Genomic DNA, 19,504 nt, shown 5'->3' on the forward strand with positions numbered 1-19,504 from the left:
ACGGATGGCAATCAACGATAGCCATACTGAACAGGGAGATATTTATGAAACTTCGGCTGTCGGCGCTTGCGCTGGGCGCGACGATGCTTGTGGGCTGCGCCAGCTCCGGGGAGCAAACGGGACGCTCCGATCCTCTCGAAGGATTTAACCGCTCTATGTATAGCTTCAACTACAACGTGCTGGACCCGTATGTGGTTCGCCCGGTGGCAGTAGCATGGCGCGATTACGTTCCACAGCCCGCGCGTAACGGGTTAAGCAATTTTACCAGCAACCTCGAAGAGCCTGCGGTGATGGTCAACTATTTCCTGCAGGGCGATCCGTATCAGGGGATGGTGCACTTTACCCGCTTCTTCCTGAACTCCATTCTGGGGATGGGTGGTTTTATTGATGTTGCAGGTATGGCAAACCCGAAACTGCAGCGTGAACAGCCGCACCGTTTCGGCAGTACGCTGGGGCATTATGGTGTCGGTTACGGTCCTTACGTCCATCTGCCGTTCTATGGCAGCTTCACCGTGCGTGATGATGGCGGCGATATGGTCGATACGCTGTATCCGGTTCTGTCGTGGCTGACCTGGCCGCTGTCGGTGGGTAAATGGACGGTGGAAGGGATTGAAACCCGTGCGCAACTGCTCGATTCAGACGGCCTGCTGCGCCAGTCGTCCGATCCGTACATTATGGTGCGTGAAGCGTACTTCCAGAATCATGACTTTATCGCCAACGGTGGCAAGCTGAAGCCGGAAGATAATCCAAACGCGAAGGCAATTGAAAACGAACTCAAAGATATTGATTCGGAATAAATAAAAAAGGTGAGCAACGCTCACCTTTTTTTATCCCTGCGCGATTAGAACGCGTAGTTGAAGTTAGTACCGAACAGCCAGGCTTTACCTTCAGAGGTAAATTCGTACGGGCCTTCCTTGAAGGTCACTTTCTGGCCATGCATATAAGATACGCCCGCATCGACAGAAGCATTCTCGTTGAACGCGTAGGTTGCACCAGCACTCACCCAGAAGCGGTCCTGATCCGGAATGGAAATGGAGCGCTTATCAGCCGGTACCGGGCTGTCATCGAATGCGATACCGGTACGGAATGTCCAGTTATCATCCATATAATAGGTGGTACCCAACGCAATGCGATAGGCGTCGTGGAAGCTCTCGTCCTTATAGAACAGCGTTTGACCGTTGGTGCCGGTCGCTTTCAGCTCCTGGAACTGGCTCCAGCTGGTATAGGCCAGGCTATAGTGAATAGCCCACTGTGGCGCTACGCGGTTGTAACCTGAGACTTCCCACATTTCTGGCAGATGCAGTGACAGTGAGCCAGGGACAGTTTGACCGGAAGTCCCCCACGGGATAGTGGTACCCGCACCAGGGACCAGGCTGTTGACCGGCGTCAGGATGCCGCTCTTGTAATCGCCGTCGAAGTCAATTTTTACTTCGGAACGATAGGTCAGGCCCCAGCGGTTGTTTTTGTCCAGCTCGTACAGAATACCGGCGTTCCAGCCATAGCCCCACTCATCACCCTTCAGGCTGGCAATTTTGTTGCTGTTTTTCGGCAGGCGAGCCGTTTGTTCACCGGCGTAACGCTCAATTTTTGCATCGGCGTAGACGGCATCAAAGCCCAGACCGAAGCTCCAGCTGTCGTTCAGACGATAAGCACCGCTCAGGTTCAGGTTTAGCGTTGTCAGGTCTGTTTTACCGCCGTATTCGCCTGCCGGGTAGTTGTTATTGAACTCGGTAGCAAGGCCATAGTTAGACGTGACGGATGCGCCCCAGCCAAATTGTTCATTGATTGGTGCAACGAAGTGCAGGTTAGGTACCCACGCCGTTGGCGCAATGTTATCTGCTTTCAGGCTCGCACCAGATGGTGACGTGCCGGAAATGTTGACATCAGGATCGATATACACCGCACCAGCAGAGAAGGTCGGGCGATCGAACATCATGATTAATGCAGGGTTACGGCTTGCGTTACCCGCATCATCAGCGATTGCACCTTCCCCTGAATACGCGCGGCCAAGGCCAGAGGAAGAAAATTCGTTTAGCTGAAAGCCCGCTGACCAGGCGGAAGTAGAGACGATTGCCACTGCGACTGCCAGCGCAGTCTTGTTGAACAGGGTTTTCTGGCTCATGACCATAACCTCATTGAGTTATTTTTATTCAATAATTGTTACATACCGTAACAGGAGCGCGAAGTGTAGGGTCTGAGGTATGACAGACAAATCAGACCAGTGGCCAGAGTATAGGTCCGACCAGCCTGAATGTTGCAAGTTTGTTTATTAATATTTTCAAACATGTTTCTTGAAACGAGATCTGGTTGGCAAAATCGTGACCATCGCGGCTCACTCAAAAGAGTGATTTTTGTTTTAGATCATTTTTTAGTGTGATATCGGTCACTTATCCGATTTTGCGCCATTAACGGCTGGAGAGAGCCAGCGCTGGGGCGTAAAATATCAGCATCGTGTTTATCTCGCGCGCTGCGCGAATACAGAGGAAATTGAGCTATGAGTAAATGCAGTGCTGATGAAACCCCGGTTTGCTGCTGTATGGATGTTGGCACCATCATGGACAACACCGATTGCACCGCGTCTTACAGCCGTGTCTTCACCAACCGCGCCGAAGCCGAAGAAACGCTGGCCGCGCTGAGCAAGCGCGCGCGTGATGTGGAGTCCGATCCGTGTGAAATCAAATCTACCTTCACGGAAGTGGACGGCGGCGTGAAGCTGGATATCGACTTTGTGTTTGCCTGCGAAGCTGAAACGCTGATTTTCCAGCTAGGTCTGCGTTAATCCTTTTTGCCCGGCGGCGCTTCGCTTGCACGGGCCTGGGATCGTGTAGGCCGGGTAAGGCACCGTCGCCACCCGGCAACAAACCGCACAATTGCCTCTGCCATGCAGGGGCATTTTCTTTTTCTTCTCTGTGTTTTACCTCGCATTTTTAAGCTTCCCCGATTGGCTGAATGTAAAAAAATGGTTAAGACTGTTATCAGGTCAGACCACTTTATAGTCATGTAAATTTTTTCACAGGGGAAGGTTATGAGTCAGGCATTACCGCTAATCACCCGACAAGGTGACCGCATTGCCATTGTCAGCGGTCTGCGTACGCCGTTTGCACGTCAGGCGACGGCGTTTCACGGTATACCGGCTGTCGATCTGGGGAAAATGGTAGTGGGGGAGATGCTGGCTCGCAGCGAAATTCCGCCTGAGGTCATCGAACAGCTGGTCTTCGGCCAGGTGGTGCAGATGCCTGAAGCCCCTAACATTGCGCGGGAGATTGTTCTCGGTACCGGCATGAACGTTCATACCGATGCCTACAGCGTCAGCCGCGCGTGCGCGACCAGCTTCCAGGCGGTAGCAAACGTGGCGGAAAGTCTGATGGCGGGGACCATTCGCGCCGGGATCGCAGGTGGCGCCGATTCTTCCTCCGTACTGCCGATTGGCGTCAGTAAAAAGCTGGCCCGCATTCTGGTGGATGCCAATAAAGCCCGCACCACCGGTGCGAAGCTCAAACTCTTCTCACGTTTACGCCTGCGCGATCTCATGCCCGTGCCACCTGCCGTCGCGGAATACTCTACCGGCCTGCGAATGGGCGATACCGCCGAGCAGATGGCCAAAACCTACGGCATCACCCGCGAGCAGCAGGATGCGCTGGCGCATCGCTCGCATCAGCTGGCAGCGAAAGCCTGGTCGGAGGGCAAACTCACCGACGAGGTCATGACCGCCTACACGCCTCCCTATCGAGAGCCTCTTACTGAAGACAACAATATTCGTGGCACCTCGACGCTGGCGGATTACGCCAAACTGCGCCCGGCGTTTGACCGCAAGCACGGCACCGTGACGGCGGCCAACAGTACGCCGCTGACCGATGGTGCTGCTGCGGTGATCTTGATGACGGAGTCGCGTGCAAAAGAGCTGGGCATCACGCCGCTGGGCTATTTGCGCAGCTATGCCTTTACCGCCATTGATGTCTGGCAGGACATGCTGTTAGGTCCGGCGTGGTCCACGCCGCTGGCGCTGGATCGCGCGGGGCTAACCCTGGCGGATTTAACCCTGATTGATATGCACGAAGCCTTTGCCGCGCAAACCCTGGCAAACGTGCAGCTGCTGGCAAGCGAGCGTTTTGCACGCGACGTGCTGGGCCGCGCCCATGCCACCGGCGAAGTGGATCAGAGCAAATTCAACGTGCTGGGTGGGTCGATCGCCTACGGCCATCCGTTTGCGGCCACGGGTGCGCGAATGATCACCCAGACACTACACGAACTCCGTCGCCGCGGCGGTGGGTTTGGTCTCGTCACCGCCTGCGCGGCGGGCGGCCTTGGGGCAGCAATGGTTCTGGAGGCTGAATAATGGATATGCCATCTGCATTTAATCTGACGGTTCGCCTCGATAACGTCGCGGTTATCACTATTGATGTGCCTGATGAAAAGATGAATACCCTGAAGGCTGAATTCGGCACTCAGGTTCGCGCCATGCTCAAGCAGATCCGCGAAAATAAAGCGATTCGTGGTCTGGTCTTTATCTCGGCTAAGCCGGATAACTTTATTGCCGGGGCCGATATCAACATGATCGCCCGAGCGAAAAGCGCGCAGGAAGCTGAAGATCTGGCGCGTCAGGGACAGCAGGTGATGGCTGAAATCAACGCTCTGCCGATTCCGGTTATTGCCGCGATCCACGGTGTCTGCCTGGGCGGCGGGCTGGAGCTGGCGCTGGCCTGTCACAGCCGTATCTGCACTGACGATCCGAAAACCGTTTTAGGGTTGCCAGAAGTGCAGTTAGGCCTGCTGCCGGGATCGGGTGGAACACAGCGTCTGCCGCGTCTGGTTGGGGTTAGCACCGCCCTGGAGATGATTTTAACCGGTAAGCAGCTACGCCCCCGTCAGGCACTGAAAGTGGGGTTGGTTGACGACGTCGTTCCGCACACCATTCTACTGGACGCTGCCGTTGAGCTGGCGCTGAAGGGACGTCAGGCAAAACGTCCTCTCCCCGTACGCGAGCGCGTGCTGGCAGGGCCACTGGGGCGCGCGCTGCTGTTCAACATGGTAGGCAAAAAAACCGAGCAAAAAACCAAAGGCAACTACCCGGCGGCAAAGCGCATTCTGGAAGTGATGGAAACCGGGTTGTCGCAGGGCAGCAGCAGCGGCTATGCCGCTGAAGCCAAAGCCTTTGGCGAACTGGCGATGACGCCGCAGTCGCAGGCGCTGCGCAGCATCTTCTTCGCCAGTACTGAGGTGAAAAAAGCTCCGGGCTGCGAGGCAGAGCCTGCTCCGCTGCGCGCCGTTGGCGTGCTGGGCGGTGGGCTGATGGGCGGCGGAATCGCGTTTGTTACCGCCAGCAAAGGCAAATTGCCCGTGCGTATCAAAGACATCAGCGCAAAGGGCATCAACCACGCGCTGCAGTACAGCTGGCAGAACCTTGATCGGAAGGTCAAACGCCGCCATATCAAGGCAAGCGAACGTGATAAAACCCTGGCGACGATCTCCGGCACGACGGATTACAGCGGTTTTGCGCACCGGGACCTGGTGATTGAAGCCGTATTTGAAGACCTGGCGCTTAAGCAGCAGATGGTGGCTGACGTGGAGCAGCACTGCGCGCGGCACACTATTTTCGCCTCAAACACCTCGTCTTTACCGATTGGCGATATCGCGGCGAAAGCTGCTCGTCCGGAGCAGGTCATTGGTCTGCACTTTTTCAGTCCGGTCGAAAAAATGCCGCTGGTGGAGGTGATCCCGCACGCCACGACCAGCCCGCAGACCATCGCCACCGTGGTGAAGCTGGCGAAAAAACAGGGTAAAACCCCGATCGTGGTCGCGGACAAGGCTGGCTTCTACGTCAACCGTATTCTGGCTCCCTATATCAACGAAGCGATGCGGCTGCTGACGGAAGGGGAGAAAATCGAGCACGTTGACGAGGCGCTCGTAAAGTTTGGCTTCCCCGTCGGTCCAATCCAACTTTTGGATGAGGTGGGAATAGACACCGGCACTAAAATTATACCTGTGCTGGAAGCGGCTTATGGCGATCGTTTTACCCCGCCTGCAAACATTGTTTCTGCAATTTTGAAGGACGATCGCAAAGGCAGAAAAAATGAACGCGGTTTCTATCTTTACGGCGCGAAAGGGCGTAAAAGCAAGAAACAGGTCGACCCTTCGGTTTATGGGCTTATTTCGGCCACCGGTCAGGGAAAACTGTCTGCCGTTCAGTGCGCAGAACGTTGCGTCATGATGATGCTCAATGAAGCGGCGCGCTGCTTTGGTGAAGAGGTGATCAAGAGCGCACGCGATGGCGACATCGGCGCGGTATTTGGTATTGGTTTCCCGCCGTTCCTTGGCGGCCCGTTCCGTTACATGGATACGCTCGGTGCGGGTGAAGTGGTTGTCATTTTGCAACGTCTGGCCTCGCAATACGGTCCGCGGTTTACACCGTGTGACGAATTATTGCAGATGGCGGAGCGGGGCCAGACATTCTGGCCTGCAAGGGAAACTGATTTCGTAAACTGAAGTCAAAGAAGGGTAAATCCTGAGGTGAATGAACCTGTTCTGGCGATTTTGTAAACAGAGATTGACTATACTTACGCCATTGAGGTAAAAAACAGCGTTTCATTCACCGAATGGATCAGGCACAATGCCCGGCCATCGGGTTTTCTACCTCAGAGCATTAATCGCGGGTAGTTAACGCCGGTGATTCTGGTTAACAAAAGCGGTGCAATATGCAAGTTTTTATCATGCGTCACGGCGACGCGGCACTCGATGCCGCCAGTGACTCAGTACGTCCTTTAACCGTCTGTGGCTGTGACGAATCCCGTCAAATGGCGACGTGGCTTAAAGGTCAAAAAGTGGACATTGAACGCGTTCTGGTGAGTCCGTTCCTGCGTGCAGAACAGACGCTGGACGTGGTAGGGGAGTGTATGAACCTGCCATCCAGCGTGGACGTTCTCCCTGAGCTGACGCCATGCGGCGATGTCGGTCTTGTCAGCGCTTACCTTCAGGCGCTGTGCAATGAAGGTGTCGCTTCCGCACTGGTCATTTCCCACCTGCCGCTGGTCGGCTATCTGGTATCTGAGCTGTGCCCGGGCGAAACGCCGCCAATGTTCACCACTTCCGCCATTGCCAACGTCACTCTCGACGAAACCGGCAAAGGGGTCTTCAACTGGCAAATGAGCCCGTGCAACCTGAAGATGGCAAAAGCCATCTGACGTGACGTGTGACAGGGCGGGGTACTACGTGTTTCCCGCCCTTCTGTCAGGGCAACTCTGGCGGCTGCCACACCTCAACTTCAATTAACACCAGCAATGCGGCATCGCCGCCGTACTCTTTCGGTGCCTGATGAAACGCCATCACGTGCGGGTGCTGAGCCAGCCACAGCGGCGTCTGTTGCTTCAGAATGTGTTTACCGTGGCCGTGCATCACGCAGGCGCAAAAAACGTGTTCGCGGCGACAGGCGGCAATCAACGCCCCCAGCTCCTGTTTCGCCTGCATCTGCGTTAAGCCGTGCAGATCGAGAAACAGCTCCGGCGAATAATCTCCGCGTCGTAACTTTTTCAGCTCAAAATGGCTGACGTCTTCGCGCACGTACTTCACAGCCCCTTGCGTATTGAGCAGCGGCTGAAATTCATCTGAAAAATAGTGGCTGTTATCCGCCTGCTCCTGGAGCAGCCGTTTGACCGGAACTTCGCTGATTTTTTTACGCTGCGGACGGTGGACAATCGTGTCCTGCGCGATTTTACGCGTCCCGGTCATCAGCTGGCGGAAGAGAGCCTGATCCTCCTCGCTGAGCGATGTTTTCTTTTTCATTCGTCATTCTCATCTCGTATTTCCGATAGTGTACCCGACTAAACGCATTTTTTAACCTCAAGCGGTACGCGTCATTGCTGATTTATCGCCGTCTTCATGGCAAACTAGCCGCCGAAAATTATGCGAGCATGCCCTGGAGGAAAGAGTGGATAAAATATTTGTCGATGAAGCAGTAAACGAGCTGCATACCATACAGGACATGTTGCGCTGGTCGGTTAGCCGCTTCAGCGCCGCTAATATCTGGTACGGTCACGGTACCGATAACCCGTGGGACGAGGCCGTTCAGCTGGTGCTGCCGTCTCTTTACCTGCCGCTGGACATTCCGGAAGACATGCGCACCGCGCGCCTGACCTCCAGCGAAAAACATCGCATCGTTGAGCGCGTGATCCGTCGCGTAAACGAGCGCATTCCGGTGGCTTACCTGACCAACAAAGCCTGGTTCTGCGGCCACGAGTTTTACGTCGATGAACGCGTGCTGGTACCGCGCTCGCCGATTGGTGAGCTAATCAACAACCACTTTGAAGGCCTGATTAACCATCAGCCGCAGCACATTCTCGATATGTGCACCGGCAGCGGCTGCATCGCTATTGCCTGCGCCTACGCTTTCCCTGAAGCGGAAGTGGACGCCGTCGATATCTCCACCGACGCGCTGGCCGTGACCGAACACAACATTGAAGAGCACGGCCTGATCCATCACGTCACGCCAATCCGCTCTGACCTGTTCCGCGACCTGCCGACGCTGCAGTACGATCTGATCGTCACTAACCCGCCGTACGTCGATGCAGAAGACATGTCCGATCTGCCGAACGAATATCGTCACGAGCCGGAGCTGGGCCTGGCGTCAGGCTCGGACGGCCTGAAGCTGACCCGCCGCATTCTGGCCTGCGCGCCGGATTACCTGACCGATGACGGCGTTCTGATTTGTGAAGTGGGCAACAGCATGGTACATCTGATAGAGCAGTACCCGGATGTGCCGTTCACCTGGCTTGAGTTCGACAACGGCGGTGACGGCGTCTTTATGCTGACCAAAGCGCAGCTGCTCGACGCGCGCGAACATTTCAGCATCTATAAAGATTAATCCAGCGGGCTTCGGCCCGTTTCACAACGCTCAAATACAAACAACAACATCGGAGCCGTGATGGCAGGAAACAGTATTGGACAGTTATTCCGCGTGACCACCTTTGGCGAGTCGCACGGGCTGGCGCTGGGCTGTATCGTTGATGGCGTACCGCCAGGCATCGAACTGACCGAAGCAGATTTACAGCACGACCTTGACCGCCGTCGTCCGGGCACCTCTCGCTACACCACGCAGCGTCGCGAGCCGGACCAGGTCAAAATTCTCTCCGGCGTTTTTGAAGGCCGCACCACCGGCACCAGCATTGGTCTGCTGATTGAAAACACCGATCAGCGCTCTCAGGACTACGGTGCTATCAAGGACGTGTTCCGCCCGGGCCATGCCGACTACACCTACGAGCAAAAGTACGGCTTTCGCGACTATCGCGGCGGCGGACGCTCTTCCGCGCGTGAAACCGCGATGCGCGTGGCCGCTGGCGCGATTGCTAAAAAGTATTTGCAGCAGAAATTTGGCATCGTCATTCGCGGCTGTCTGACCCAGATGGGCGACATTCCGCTGGCGATCAAGGACTGGGATCAGGTCGAGCAAAACCCGTTCTTCTGCGCCGATGCGGATAAGCTTGACGCGCTGGACGAACTGATGCGCGGCCTGAAAAAAGAGGGCGACTCCATTGGCGCGAAAGTCACCGTGGTGGCAGATGGCGTCCCGGCTGGCTGGGGCGAGCCGGTATTTGACCGTCTCGACGCCGATATCGCCCACGCGCTGATGAGCATCAACGCGGTGAAGGGCGTCGAGATTGGCGACGGCTTCGACGTGGTGGCGCTTCGCGGCAGCCAGAACCGCGACGAAATCACGAAAGCGGGCTTCCAGAGCAACCATGCGGGCGGCATTCTCGGCGGTATCAGCAGTGGACAGCAGATTATTGCCAACATCGCGCTGAAGCCGACCTCAAGCATCACCGTGCCGGGCCACACGATTAACCGCTCAGGCGAAGAAGTTGAGATGATCACCAAAGGTCGTCACGATCCGTGCGTGGGGATCCGCGCGGTGCCGATCGCGGAAGCGATGCTGGCGATCGTGCTGATGGATCACTTCCTGCGCCAGCGCGCGCAGAACGCGGACGTGACGACCACCATTCCACGCTGGTAAACATGAAAAAAACCGCAATTGCTCTGCTGGCGCTGCTGGCCAGTGGAGCCAGTCTGGCCGCCACGCCGTGGCAAAAAATCACCCATCCGGTGGCGGGAAGCGCGCAGTCCATCGGCACCTTCTCTAACGGCTGTATCGTGGGCGCGCAGGAGCTGCCGCTGCAATCAGATACCTATCAGGTGATGCGTACCGACCAGCGTCGTTACTTCGGCCACCCTGATCTGGTGCTGTTCATTCAGCGACTGGGGAACCAGGTACATAACCTGGGGCTGGGGACGATGCTGATTGGCGATATGGGGATGCCTGCCGGTGGTCGCTTTAACGGCGGGCACGCCAGCCACCAGACCGGACTGGATGTCGACATCTTCCTGCAGCTGCCGAAAACGCGCTGGACGTCTGCGCAGCTGCTGAAGCCGCAGGCGCTGGATCTGGTGTCGCGCGACGGCAAAAGCGTAGTGCCATCACTGTGGTCACGGGATATTTCGAGCCTGATCAAGCTGGCGGCGAAAGATAACGACGTCACGCGGATTTTCGTCAACCCGGCGATCAAGCAGCAGCTTTGCCTGGATGCGGGGACGGATCGCGACTGGCTGCGCAAAGTGCGCCCGTGGTTCCAGCATCGTGCGCATATGCACGTTCGTCTGCGCTGCCCGGCGAACAGCCTGGAATGTGAAGATCAGCCGCTACCGCCGCCAGGCGATGGCTGTGGTTACGAACTGCAAAGCTGGTTTGAGCCGGCAAAACCTGGAACCTCTAAGCCTGAGAAGAAGACACCGCCTCCGTTGCCGCCTTCCTGCCAGGCGCTACTGGATGAGCATGTACTTTAATGGATAATTTCGTCGATCTGTTTATGGTGTCACCGCTGCTGCTGGTGGTGCTGTTCTTTGTGGCCATGCTGGCCGGTTTTATCGATGCGCTCGCGGGCGGCGGCGGGCTGTTAACCGTGCCCGCGCTGCTGGCGGCGGGCATGAGCCCGGCGCAGGCGCTTGCCACCAATAAGCTGCAGGCCTGCGGCGGCTCGCTCTCGGCATCGCTCTATTTTATCCGCCGCAAGGTGGTGAATCTCGCCGATCAAAAGCTCAATATCCTGATGACCTTTATCGGCTCAACGTCGGGCGCGCTGCTGGTGCAGCACGTGCAGTCGGATATTTTGCGCCAGATCCTGCCGATTCTGGTTATCTGCATCGGTCTCTATTTCCTGCTGATGCCTAAACTCGGTGAGGAAGACCGGGCGCGGCGGCTGCACGGCCTGCCGTTTGCGCTGATTGCCGGTGGCTGCGTCGGCTTTTACGACGGCTTCTTTGGCCCGGGGGCAGGCTCGTTTTACGCGCTGGCGTTCGTGACGCTGGCCGGCTTTAACCTCGCCAAATCCACCGCCCACGCTAAGGTGCTGAATGCGACCTCGAACGTCGGCGGCCTGCTGCTGTTTATCATTGGCGGCAAGGTTATCTGGGCAACCGGGTTTGTGATGATGGCAGGGCAGTTTTTGGGCGCGCGCGCAGGCTCGCGTCTGGTATTAAGCAAAGGGCAAAAGCTGATCCGCCCGATGATTGTTGTCGTCTCGGCGGTGATGAGCGCCAAACTTCTTTATGACAGCCATGGACAGGAGATCCTCACCTGGTTGGGGATGAACTAATGAACAGTACGCATAAATACGAACAGCTGATTGAGATCTTCGATAGCTGTTTTGCTGATGATTTTAATACCCGTCTGATTAAAGGCGACGACGAACCGATCTATCTTCCTGCTGATGCAGAGGTTCCGTACAACCGCATCGTCTTTGCCCACGGCTTTTACGCCAGCGGTTTGCACGAGATTTCGCACTGGTGCATCGCGGGGAAAGCGCGTCGCGAGCTGGTGGACTTCGGTTACTGGTACTGTCCGGACGGGCGCGACGCCGCCACCCAGGGCCAGTTTGAGGACGTGGAAGTGAAGCCGCAGGCGCTGGAATGGCTGTTCTGCGTGGCGGCGGGTTTCCCGTTCAACGTGAGCTGTGACAACCTTGAAGGTGACTTTGAGCCAGACCGTATCGTCTTCCAGCGCCGCGTTCATGCGCAGGTGATGGAGTATCTTGAGAAAGGCATCCCGGAACGTCCGGCGCGCCTGATCGAGGCTTTACAGAATTATTACCACACGCCGGAGATCACGGCGGAATGCTTCCCTTGGCCGGAAGATCTTTAACAGAGGAAAGAAGATGATCGCAGAATTTGAATCACGCATTCTGGCGTTAATTGATGACATGGTGGAACACGCCAGTGATGATGAGCTGTTCGCCAGCGGTTATCTGCGTGGTCACCTGACGCTGGCGGTAGCCGAGCTGGAAGCAGGTGACGATCACTCTGCCGACGCCGTTCACGCTGAAGTCACGCGCAGCCTGGAAAAAGCCATTCTGGCCGGGGAGCTCTCTCCGCGCGACCAGTCTCTGGTGCTGGGGATGTGGGACAATTTATTCCAGCAGGCTAAACGCTAAGCCGCTGCCCTCTCTTCCCTCTCCCCTTTGGGGAGAGGGGATTCGACCGCACCCTACTTAACCATTTTCCCCTTCAGCAGTTTCCGTACCCACAGTCGATTCGGGTTCAGCCCCGCAAGCGTGGTTCTGTCCAGCGGAACAGGTTCATTACTCATTTGCGCGGCTAACGTTTCAGCCAGCAGCGGCGCGGAGCACAATCCTCGCGATCCTAATCCGCCCAGCATGAACAGTTCCGGATAAACCGGGGCACTTACCGCCGTTTCCTTGTTTTCTGCCAGATCCTGATAGAGTTCAAGCGTGGCTTCATAGTCCGGCACGTTTCCCGCCATCGGCAGATGATCGCGGGTCGCGCAGCGCACGCCGCAGCGCGCTTCGCCCTCGCTCACGTCAACCTCTTTCGCCCACGCCGCGTCCGGGAAGCAGTCAATCAGGCGCTGGCGGTTTTGCTGCTGATCCGCTTCGCTGTAGCGCATATCCGCTTCGCCACGATGGTAGCTGGCGCCGATGCAGTGATGTCCGTTAGACGGATTTTGTGGCGTCAGATAGCCGTCATAGCACAGCACCTGGCGCAGCTTGCTCAGTTCGGGCGCGGTTGGGATATGGCTTACCTGGCCGCCGACCGGATAAACCGGCAACGTCTCGGTCTGGATAAACTGGCTGATGTTATGTCCGTTTGCCAGCACAACGCTGGCATGGTGTGCCGCTTTGCCATCAGCAAAATGCAGAGTCCACCGTTCTGACCGGCTAAGCGATTCAACCTTATGAGCATAATGCACCCTCAGCCCGCGTGACTGCGCCAGGCTAATCGCCGCCGCGGTCAGTTCAGCCGGGCACAGCCAGCCGCCGAGCGGATATTGAATGCCGCCACAGCCGGTTTCCACGCCCGCCATGTCTGCCACCTCTTGCGCACTGACCTCACGGGCAATTTCCTCCGGCAGACCCAGCGACAGCATCTGGGCGATTTTTTGCTGGCTCTTTTCATCCCAGCCGAGCTGCGTCACGCCGCACCAGTCATGGTCGAATGCCACTGGCAGCGCGTCGTACAGGCGACGGGCGAAGGTAAAGGCCGCGGGGAAAAACTGGAACAGGGCCGGGTCGTGCGCGCTTAAAAGCGGGTAAAGCGCGCCCTGGCGGTTGCCGGACGCGCCGCTGGCTGGTGCCTCGTCAGCGCAGTAGAGCGTCACCTGCCAGCCCCGGTGCAGCAGCGCGAGAGAGAGCAGGGCGCTGGCAATTCCTCCGCCAACGATCGCCACTTCGCGCGATGCGCTGGCGCTGCGCGCAAACCAGGGAGCCCGAGCGGGAATGTCCAGCGTCCGTTCCATCGTGCCGACCAGCATGTCGCGCTTGCGGCCAAAGCCTTTGGTCTTCTGCATGGTAAAGCCCGCGTCCTGCAGGCCGCGGCGAACAAAGCCGGCCGAGGTAAAGGTGGCGAGCGTTGCGCCGGGACGCGCCAGCCGGGCCATCGCGCTAAACAGATGCTGGCTCCACATGTCCGGGTTCTTGGCGGGCGCAAAGCCGTCAAGGAACCACGCGTCCACCGTCTGGTTCATCGCGTCGTCGAGCGTATCGGTCAGGTCGTTAATGTCGCCCAGCCATAAATCCAGCGTCACCCGTCCGCCGTCCAGAATCAGACGGTGGCAGCCGCCGATATGCGGCGGCCACTGCGCCTGAAGCTGCTCCGCCCAGGCTGCAAGCTCCGGCCAGCGCTGGTGGGCGAGCCGCAGATCGTGCGCGGTAAGCGGAAATTTTTCAAAACTGATGAAATGTAATCTTTGTAGCGTAGCCTCGGGGTGCGCAGCGTGAAACTGGTCAAACGCCTGCCAGAGGGTTAAAAAATTGAGCCCGGTGCCGAATCCGCTTTCCGCAACAACGAACAGGCTGCGCGGGTGCGCAGGGAAGCGGGCGCTGAGCTGGTTTCCCTCGAGGAAAACATAGCGGGTTTCTTCGAGTCCGTTATCATTAGAAAAGTAGACGTCATCAAAATCTCGGGAAACAGGTGTACCCTCAGCGTTGAATTCGAGGTTGGCGGGTTGTATAGCGTTTTGTTTCACGTAAGTTACTCGTCTGACAGGCAGTGGCACGATCTTAACGATGTGAGTCCATCGGTGCAAATTTCCGCAGAAAATGTCTGATCGGACTTGTTCGGCGTACAAGTGTACGCTATTGTGCGACTCGAAACTTTTTATAGTGCGACTTACAGAGGTATTGAATGAAACGTGCAGTGATTACTGGCCTGGGCATTGTTTCCAGCATCGGTAATAACCAGCAGGAAGTCCTGGCATCTCTGCGTGAAGGACGCTCCGGGATCACTTTCTCTGAAGAGTTTAAAGATTCAGGTATGCGTAGCCACGTATGGGGTAACGTCAAACTGGACACCACCGGTTTGATTGACCGCAAAGTGGTTCGTTTCATGAACGATGCCTCTATTTATGCTTATCTCTCCATGCAGGAAGCGATCAAAGATTCTGGCCTGAGCGAAGAGGTTTATCAGAACAACCCGCGCGTGGGCCTGATTGCCGGTTCCGGCGGTTCCTCTAAAGCGCAGGTATTCGGTGCTGACGCAATGCGTAGCCCGCGTGGTCTGAAAGCGGTAGGTCCGTACGTGGTCACGAAAGCTATGGGTTCTGCGGTTTCCGCGTGCCTGGCGACCCCGTTCAAAATCCACGGTGTGAACTACTCCATCAGCTCCGCGTGTGCGACTTCCGCACACTGTATCGGCAACGCGGTTGAGCAGATCCAGCTGGGCAAACAGGACATCGTATTTGCTGGCGGCGGCGAAGAGCTGGGCTGGGAAATGGCCTGTGAGTTCGACGCGATGGGCGCACTGTCCACCAAGTACAACGAAACCCCAGACAAAGCCTCCCGTACTTATGACGCGCACCGTGACGGTTTCGTCATCGCGGGCGGCGGCGGTATGGTTGTGGTTGAAGAGCTGGAGCACGCGCTGGCACGCGGCGCGCACATCTACGCTGAGATCGTGGGCTACGGCGCAACGTCCGACGGCGCCGACATGGTTGCTCCTTCCGGCGAAGGCGCGGTGCGCTGCATGAAGATGGCGATGCACGGTGTTGATACCCCAATCGACTACCTGAACTCCCACGGTACCTCTACTCCGGTAGGTGACGTGAAAGAGCTGGGTGCGATCCGTGAAGTGTTCGGCGACAACAGCCCGGCTATCTCTGCCACCAAAGCCATGACCGGTCACTCTCTGGGTGCGGCGGGCGTGCAGGAAGCGATCTACTCTCTGCTGATGCTGGAAAACGGCTTTATCGCCCCAAGCATCAACATCGACGAGATGGACGAGCAGGCGGCTGGCCTGAACATCGTGACCAAACCAACGGAAGCGACGCTGACCACCGTGATGTCCAACAGCTTCGGCTTCGGCGGCACCAACGCCACACTGGTTATGCGCAAGCTGAAAGCATAAGCGTTTGAATGTATAATAGAAGGGAGCCGGAAGGCTCCCTTTTTTTATGCCTGAACACGGAGTTATGCATGAAGGCTGTTACCCCCGAGAAGGGCACTCCTTCCGGGAACCTTTCTCTTTTCCGCATCGCCTTTGCGGTATTCCTGACCTACATGACCGTTGGCCTGCCGCTGCCGGTGATCCCACTGTTCGTTCATCAGGAACTCGGCTATGGCAACACCATGGTCGGCATTGCTGTGGGCATTCAGTTTTTAGCCACGGTATTAACCCGCGGCTACGCAGGACGGCTGGCCGATCAGCACGGTGCAAAACGCTCGGCGCTGCAGGGCATGTTTGCCTGCGGTCTGGCGGGGGGCGCGTGGCTGCTGGCCGCTCTCCTGCCGGTCGACGCCGCGTATAAATTTGCGCTGCTGGTGGTGGGCCGTTTAATCCTTGGCTTCGGTGAAAGCCAGCTGCTGACCGGCACCCTGACCTGGGGGATGGGGCTGGTGGGGCCTGCGCGCTCCGGCAAAGTGATGTCCTGGAACGGGATGGCGATTTATGGCGCACTGGCTGCAGGCGCGCCGCTGGGTTTGCTGATCCACAGCCAGTTTGGTTTTGCGGTACTGGCAGCAACCACCATGGTATTACCGCTGCTGGCGTGGGCTTTTAACGGTTCGGTACGCAAGGTACCCGCCCATAAAGGCGAACGTCCTTCGCTGTGGAGTGTGGTGGGGCAAATCTGGCAGCCAGGGCTGGGGCTGGCGCTTCAGGGAGTAGGCTTCGCGGTGATTGGCACCTTCGTCTCCCTCTATTTCATGAGCCGCGGCTGGGCAATGGCGGGCTTTACGCTGACGGCCTTTGGCGGCGCGTTTGTCCTGATGCGTGTCCTGTTCGGCTGGATGCCGGATCGCTTTGGCGGCGTGAAGGTGGCGGTGGCATCGCTGGTGATTGAAACCGTTGGGCTGGTGTTGCTCTGGCAGGCGCCGGTCGCCTCCGTTGCGCTGCTTGGTGCGGCGTTAACCGGCTGCGGCTGCTCGCTGATCTTCCCGGCGTTGGGCGTTGAGGTGGTGAAGCGCGTGGCGCCGCAGGTCCGCGGTACGGCGCTGGGCGGCTATGCGGCGTTTCAGGATATCTCATACGGCGTAACCGGGCCGCTGGCGGGTCTGTTAGCCACCTCGTTTGGCTACCCGTCCGTCTTCCTGGCCGGCGCGGTTTCTGCGGTGGTGGGGATCGTGGTGACGCTGGTGGCGTTTCGCAGAAATTAACTGTTGTCGCCGGGTGGCGGCTGCGCCTTACCCGGCCTACGGTTCGAGCCGTTGTAGGCCCGGTATGCGTAGCGCCACCGGGCAAATCCTCAGGCAACCAGCCAGAAAATCGCCAGCGCAATCAATAATGCAATCAACATTAATCCCGGGCGGGCAGAGAGCGTTCTGAACGTCTCCACAACGGGCGCAAACAGCGGGCTGTAGATCGGCTGAACGTTTCTTACCTCCGGCACGCCGCCTTCCCGCTCGGCGCGGCGAACAAAGATCTGATTCAGCACATCCTGCACCTGCGCGGTGGTCAGTACCGTTTGCGGCGTGGCCTGCCAGTTCTGCTGGGCGTAATCCCGAATCACCTCGAACTCGTGTGGTTCCAGCGGCTGTTTAAGCGCCGCCTGAACGGTATGCAGGGTAGGGGCGCTCTGGGTGCTGAGCGTCTGGCGCGCCTGGAGCCAGGTCACCAGATGGGTAAATTGTTTGGCCGGAATCAGCTCGCCCGCCTTCACGCCGGACAGTTCCAGCATGGATTGCCAGATAAGCTTCGTCGACTCACCGGTGGCGGCGGCCAGTTTGGTCACCATCTGGTTCAGCGTGTTGTGCTCGGCAGGTTGCAGCGGGCGCTCGGTTGAGGGGCGCACCTGAGGCTGCGGAATAGACAACTGATTGTTCTGCAACAGCGTCAGCACGGTTTTAAGCTGGTCTGGCGTCAGCTGGCTCAGGGCGGTCTGGCCATACTGCTGACGGATAAAGTCACTGACAGCCTGACGGTTATTTCCCTGGCCCAGCAGCTCGGTCAACTGCGTGACAATCTGACGCGTGGTGTGGTTCTGCTGCGCGGTCGTAATACGCTGGTTGAGATTTTGCTCGGCGGCAGGGAAATGGCGCGACTGCAGCGGTGCGTCGTTCCTCACGCCTAAATCATGCTTTACCCCGGCCCAGACTTCCGCGTTTTGCTGCGAAGTCAGCGCTATCAGGCGCGTGATCAGTCGCTCCAGCACGGTGCGCTGTTGCGTGGATAGTGGCTGTTCACCGGCAACGTTTGGCGTGACAGGGCCTTCACCCGGAGGGCGTGGCGGCGTACCTGAAATGGGCTGCATCGTCAAAAATCCTTAAAGTCAAAACTCAGCGTAAACCCGGCATACTTATATGCCTGGCGGCCAGATTATGGCACACTTGGCAGGTTTTCTTCCTCTCAAACAGGTACTCAGACGTGAAAATCCTCGTTGATGAAAATATGCCTTACGCCCGCGAGCTGTTTAGCCGCCTCGGCGACGTTAAGGCTGTCCCTGGTCGCCCGATCCCGGTTAACGAACTGGATGACGCAGACGCGCTGATGGTGCGCTCGGTGACCAAAGTAAATGAGGCGTTGCTTGCCGGTAAAGCGATTAAGTTTGTCGGAACCGCAACGGCAGGGACCGATCATGTGGATGATCAGTGGCTGAAGCAGGCCGGAATCGGTTTTTCCGCCGCGCCGGGCTGTAACGCCATTGCCGTCGTGGAATACGTTTTCTCCTCGCTGCTGATGCTGGCCGAGCGCGATGGTTTTGCGCTGAAAGACCGCACCGTGGGGATTGTCGGCGTGGGTAACGTCGGCGGGCGTCTGCAAAAGCGCCTTGAAGCGTTAGGTATCCGCACGCTGCTGTGCGATCCGCCGCGTAAAGACAACGGTGACGACGAGGATTTCCGCGCGCTGGATGAGCTGGTTGAACAGTGCGATGTGCTAACGTTCCACACGCCGCTGTTTAAAGAAGGGCCATATAAGTCCCTGCATCTGGCGGACGAGGCGCTGATTCGCCGTCTGAAGGCTGGCACTATTCTGATTAATGCCTGCCGTGGCCCGGTGGTGGATAATGCCGCGCTGCTGAAATGTCTGAATGAAGGACACGATCTCAGCGTGGTGCTGGACGTCTGGGAGCCGGAGCCGGATCTCAACGTTGAGCTGCTGAACAAGGTTGACGTTGCCACCGCGCATATTGCGGGCTATACGCTTGAAGGCAAAGCGCGCGGCACGACGCAGGTGTTTGAAGCCTACAGCGCCTTTATCGGCCATCCGCAGCAGGTGGCGCTTGATACTCTACTCCCCGCGCCTGAATTTGGCCGCATTACCCTGCATGGCCCGCTCGATCAGGCAACGCTGAAAAGGCTGGTGCATTTGGTGTATGATGTGCGCCGCGACGATGCGCTGCTGCGTAAGGTGGCGGGGATCCCGGGTGAATTTGATAAGCTGCGCAAGAACTACGTTGAGCGCCGCGAGTGGTCTTCCCTGTATGTGATGTGCGACGACGCAGCGGCTGCGACGTTGCTCAAGAAACTGGGTTTTAACGCCGTTCATCACCCGGCGCATTAATGTCTTCTTAATGCTC

18 protein-coding genes are annotated in these 19,504 nt (G+C 57.6%); 14 read left to right on the forward strand and 4 right to left on the reverse strand.

Going from position 1 to position 19,504, the window contains the following annotated elements:
- The first annotated feature begins 44 nt into the window (after window positions 1-44).
- Window positions 45-797, forward strand: coding sequence for a phospholipid-binding lipoprotein MlaA (gene mlaA / locus IM271_RS18025; protein WP_028013975.1), 753 nt, complete (start codon window positions 45-47; stop codon window positions 795-797).
- Between the two features lie 44 nt (window positions 798-841).
- On the opposite strand, the gene fadL is transcribed toward mlaA, so the two are convergent.
- Entirely contained in the window at window positions 842-2,122 is a 1,281-nt protein-coding gene (gene fadL, locus IM271_RS18030) for a long-chain fatty acid transporter FadL (protein ID WP_041908871.1), read from the reverse strand.
- 372 nt (window positions 2,123-2,494) lie between these two features.
- Here fadL and IM271_RS18035 point away from each other — a divergent pair, with 372 nt between their 5' ends.
- From IM271_RS18035 to sixA, 4 genes are all read left to right on the forward strand, one after another.
- Window positions 2,495-2,779: a YfcZ/YiiS family protein gene (locus IM271_RS18035; RefSeq protein ID WP_028013973.1), complete on the forward strand. Its 285-nt coding sequence runs from the start codon at window positions 2,495-2,497 to the stop codon at window positions 2,777-2,779.
- A 246-nt stretch (window positions 2,780-3,025) separates the two neighbouring features.
- A complete protein-coding gene (gene fadI, locus IM271_RS18040) occupies window positions 3,026-4,336 on the forward strand; it encodes an acetyl-CoA C-acyltransferase FadI (RefSeq protein WP_041908875.1) in 1,311 nt (436 codons plus the stop codon).
- Complete coding sequence (gene fadJ, locus IM271_RS18045) at window positions 4,336-6,483, forward strand: fatty acid oxidation complex subunit alpha FadJ (protein ID WP_193052971.1); 2,148 nt, start codon at window positions 4,336-4,338, stop codon at window positions 6,481-6,483. The genes fadI and fadJ overlap by 1 nt, the downstream gene beginning before the upstream one ends.
- 209 nt (window positions 6,484-6,692) lie before the next feature.
- A complete protein-coding gene (gene sixA / locus IM271_RS18050; protein ID WP_003861375.1) occupies window positions 6,693-7,178 on the forward strand; it encodes a phosphohistidine phosphatase SixA in 486 nt (161 codons plus the stop codon).
- A gap of 46 nt (window positions 7,179-7,224) precedes the next feature.
- Here the strand turns inward: sixA and smrB are convergent, their stop codons facing one another.
- Window positions 7,225-7,776, reverse strand: coding sequence for an endonuclease SmrB (gene smrB / locus IM271_RS18055; protein WP_193052972.1), 552 nt, complete (start codon window positions 7,774-7,776; stop codon window positions 7,225-7,227).
- Between the two features lie 145 nt (window positions 7,777-7,921).
- Here smrB and prmB point away from each other — a divergent pair, with 145 nt between their 5' ends.
- Genes prmB through IM271_RS18085 form a run of 6 tightly spaced genes read left to right on the forward strand, consistent with a single transcriptional unit; the run spans window position 7,922 to window position 12,470 of the window.
- A complete protein-coding gene (gene prmB / locus IM271_RS18060; RefSeq protein WP_023312578.1) occupies window positions 7,922-8,854 on the forward strand; it encodes a 50S ribosomal protein L3 N(5)-glutamine methyltransferase in 933 nt (310 codons plus the stop codon).
- A 60-nt stretch (window positions 8,855-8,914) separates the two neighbouring features.
- A complete protein-coding gene (gene aroC / locus IM271_RS18065; RefSeq protein ID WP_028013970.1) occupies window positions 8,915-10,000 on the forward strand; it encodes a chorismate synthase in 1,086 nt (361 codons plus the stop codon).
- A 2-nt stretch (window positions 10,001-10,002) separates the two neighbouring features.
- A complete protein-coding gene (gene mepA, locus IM271_RS18070) occupies window positions 10,003-10,827 on the forward strand; it encodes a penicillin-insensitive murein endopeptidase (protein ID WP_193052973.1) in 825 nt (274 codons plus the stop codon).
- Window positions 10,827-11,636 (forward strand): sulfite exporter TauE/SafE family protein, encoded by an 810-nt coding sequence (locus IM271_RS18075; RefSeq protein WP_041908882.1) that lies wholly within the window; start codon window positions 10,827-10,829, stop codon window positions 11,634-11,636. Before mepA ends, IM271_RS18075 begins: the two co-directional genes overlap by 1 nt.
- Window positions 11,636-12,181, forward strand: a complete 546-nt coding sequence (locus IM271_RS18080; protein WP_045259677.1) for an elongation factor P hydroxylase — start codon at window positions 11,636-11,638, stop codon at window positions 12,179-12,181. The genes IM271_RS18075 and IM271_RS18080 overlap by 1 nt, the downstream gene beginning before the upstream one ends.
- A gap of 13 nt (window positions 12,182-12,194) precedes the next feature.
- On the forward strand, window positions 12,195-12,470 hold the full coding sequence (locus IM271_RS18085) for a YfcL family protein (protein WP_028013966.1): 276 nt from the start codon (window positions 12,195-12,197) through the stop codon (window positions 12,468-12,470).
- A gap of 53 nt (window positions 12,471-12,523) precedes the next feature.
- On the opposite strand, the gene mnmC is transcribed toward IM271_RS18085, so the two are convergent.
- Entirely contained in the window at window positions 12,524-14,521 is a 1,998-nt protein-coding gene (mnmC, locus tag IM271_RS18090) for a bifunctional tRNA (5-methylaminomethyl-2-thiouridine)(34)-methyltransferase MnmD/FAD-dependent 5-carboxymethylaminomethyl-2-thiouridine(34) oxidoreductase MnmC (RefSeq protein WP_193052974.1), read from the reverse strand.
- A gap of 158 nt (window positions 14,522-14,679) precedes the next feature.
- Here mnmC and fabB point away from each other — a divergent pair, with 158 nt between their 5' ends.
- Both fabB and IM271_RS18100 read left to right on the forward strand, forming a co-directional pair.
- Entirely contained in the window at window positions 14,680-15,897 is a 1,218-nt protein-coding gene (gene fabB / locus IM271_RS18095; protein WP_023336433.1) for a beta-ketoacyl-ACP synthase I, read from the forward strand.
- A gap of 68 nt (window positions 15,898-15,965) precedes the next feature.
- A complete protein-coding gene (locus tag IM271_RS18100) occupies window positions 15,966-17,144 on the forward strand; it encodes an MFS transporter (RefSeq protein ID WP_045259679.1) in 1,179 nt (392 codons plus the stop codon).
- 89 nt (window positions 17,145-17,233) lie between these two features.
- On the opposite strand, the gene flk is transcribed toward IM271_RS18100, so the two are convergent.
- Window positions 17,234-18,238: a flagella biosynthesis regulator Flk gene (gene flk / locus IM271_RS18105; protein WP_028013964.1), complete on the reverse strand. Its 1,005-nt coding sequence runs from the start codon at window positions 18,236-18,238 to the stop codon at window positions 17,234-17,236.
- Window positions 18,239-18,351: 113 nt separating this feature from the next.
- On the opposite strand from flk, the gene pdxB reads away from it, so the two are divergent.
- Complete coding sequence (pdxB, locus tag IM271_RS18110) at window positions 18,352-19,488, forward strand: 4-phosphoerythronate dehydrogenase PdxB (RefSeq protein WP_045631484.1); 1,137 nt, start codon at window positions 18,352-18,354, stop codon at window positions 19,486-19,488.
- Window positions 19,489-19,504 lie beyond the last annotated feature (16 nt).

This window comes from Enterobacter cloacae complex sp. I3, assembly GCF_014896175.1.
Classification (GTDB): domain Bacteria; phylum Pseudomonadota; class Gammaproteobacteria; order Enterobacterales; family Enterobacteriaceae; genus Enterobacter; species Enterobacter bugandensis.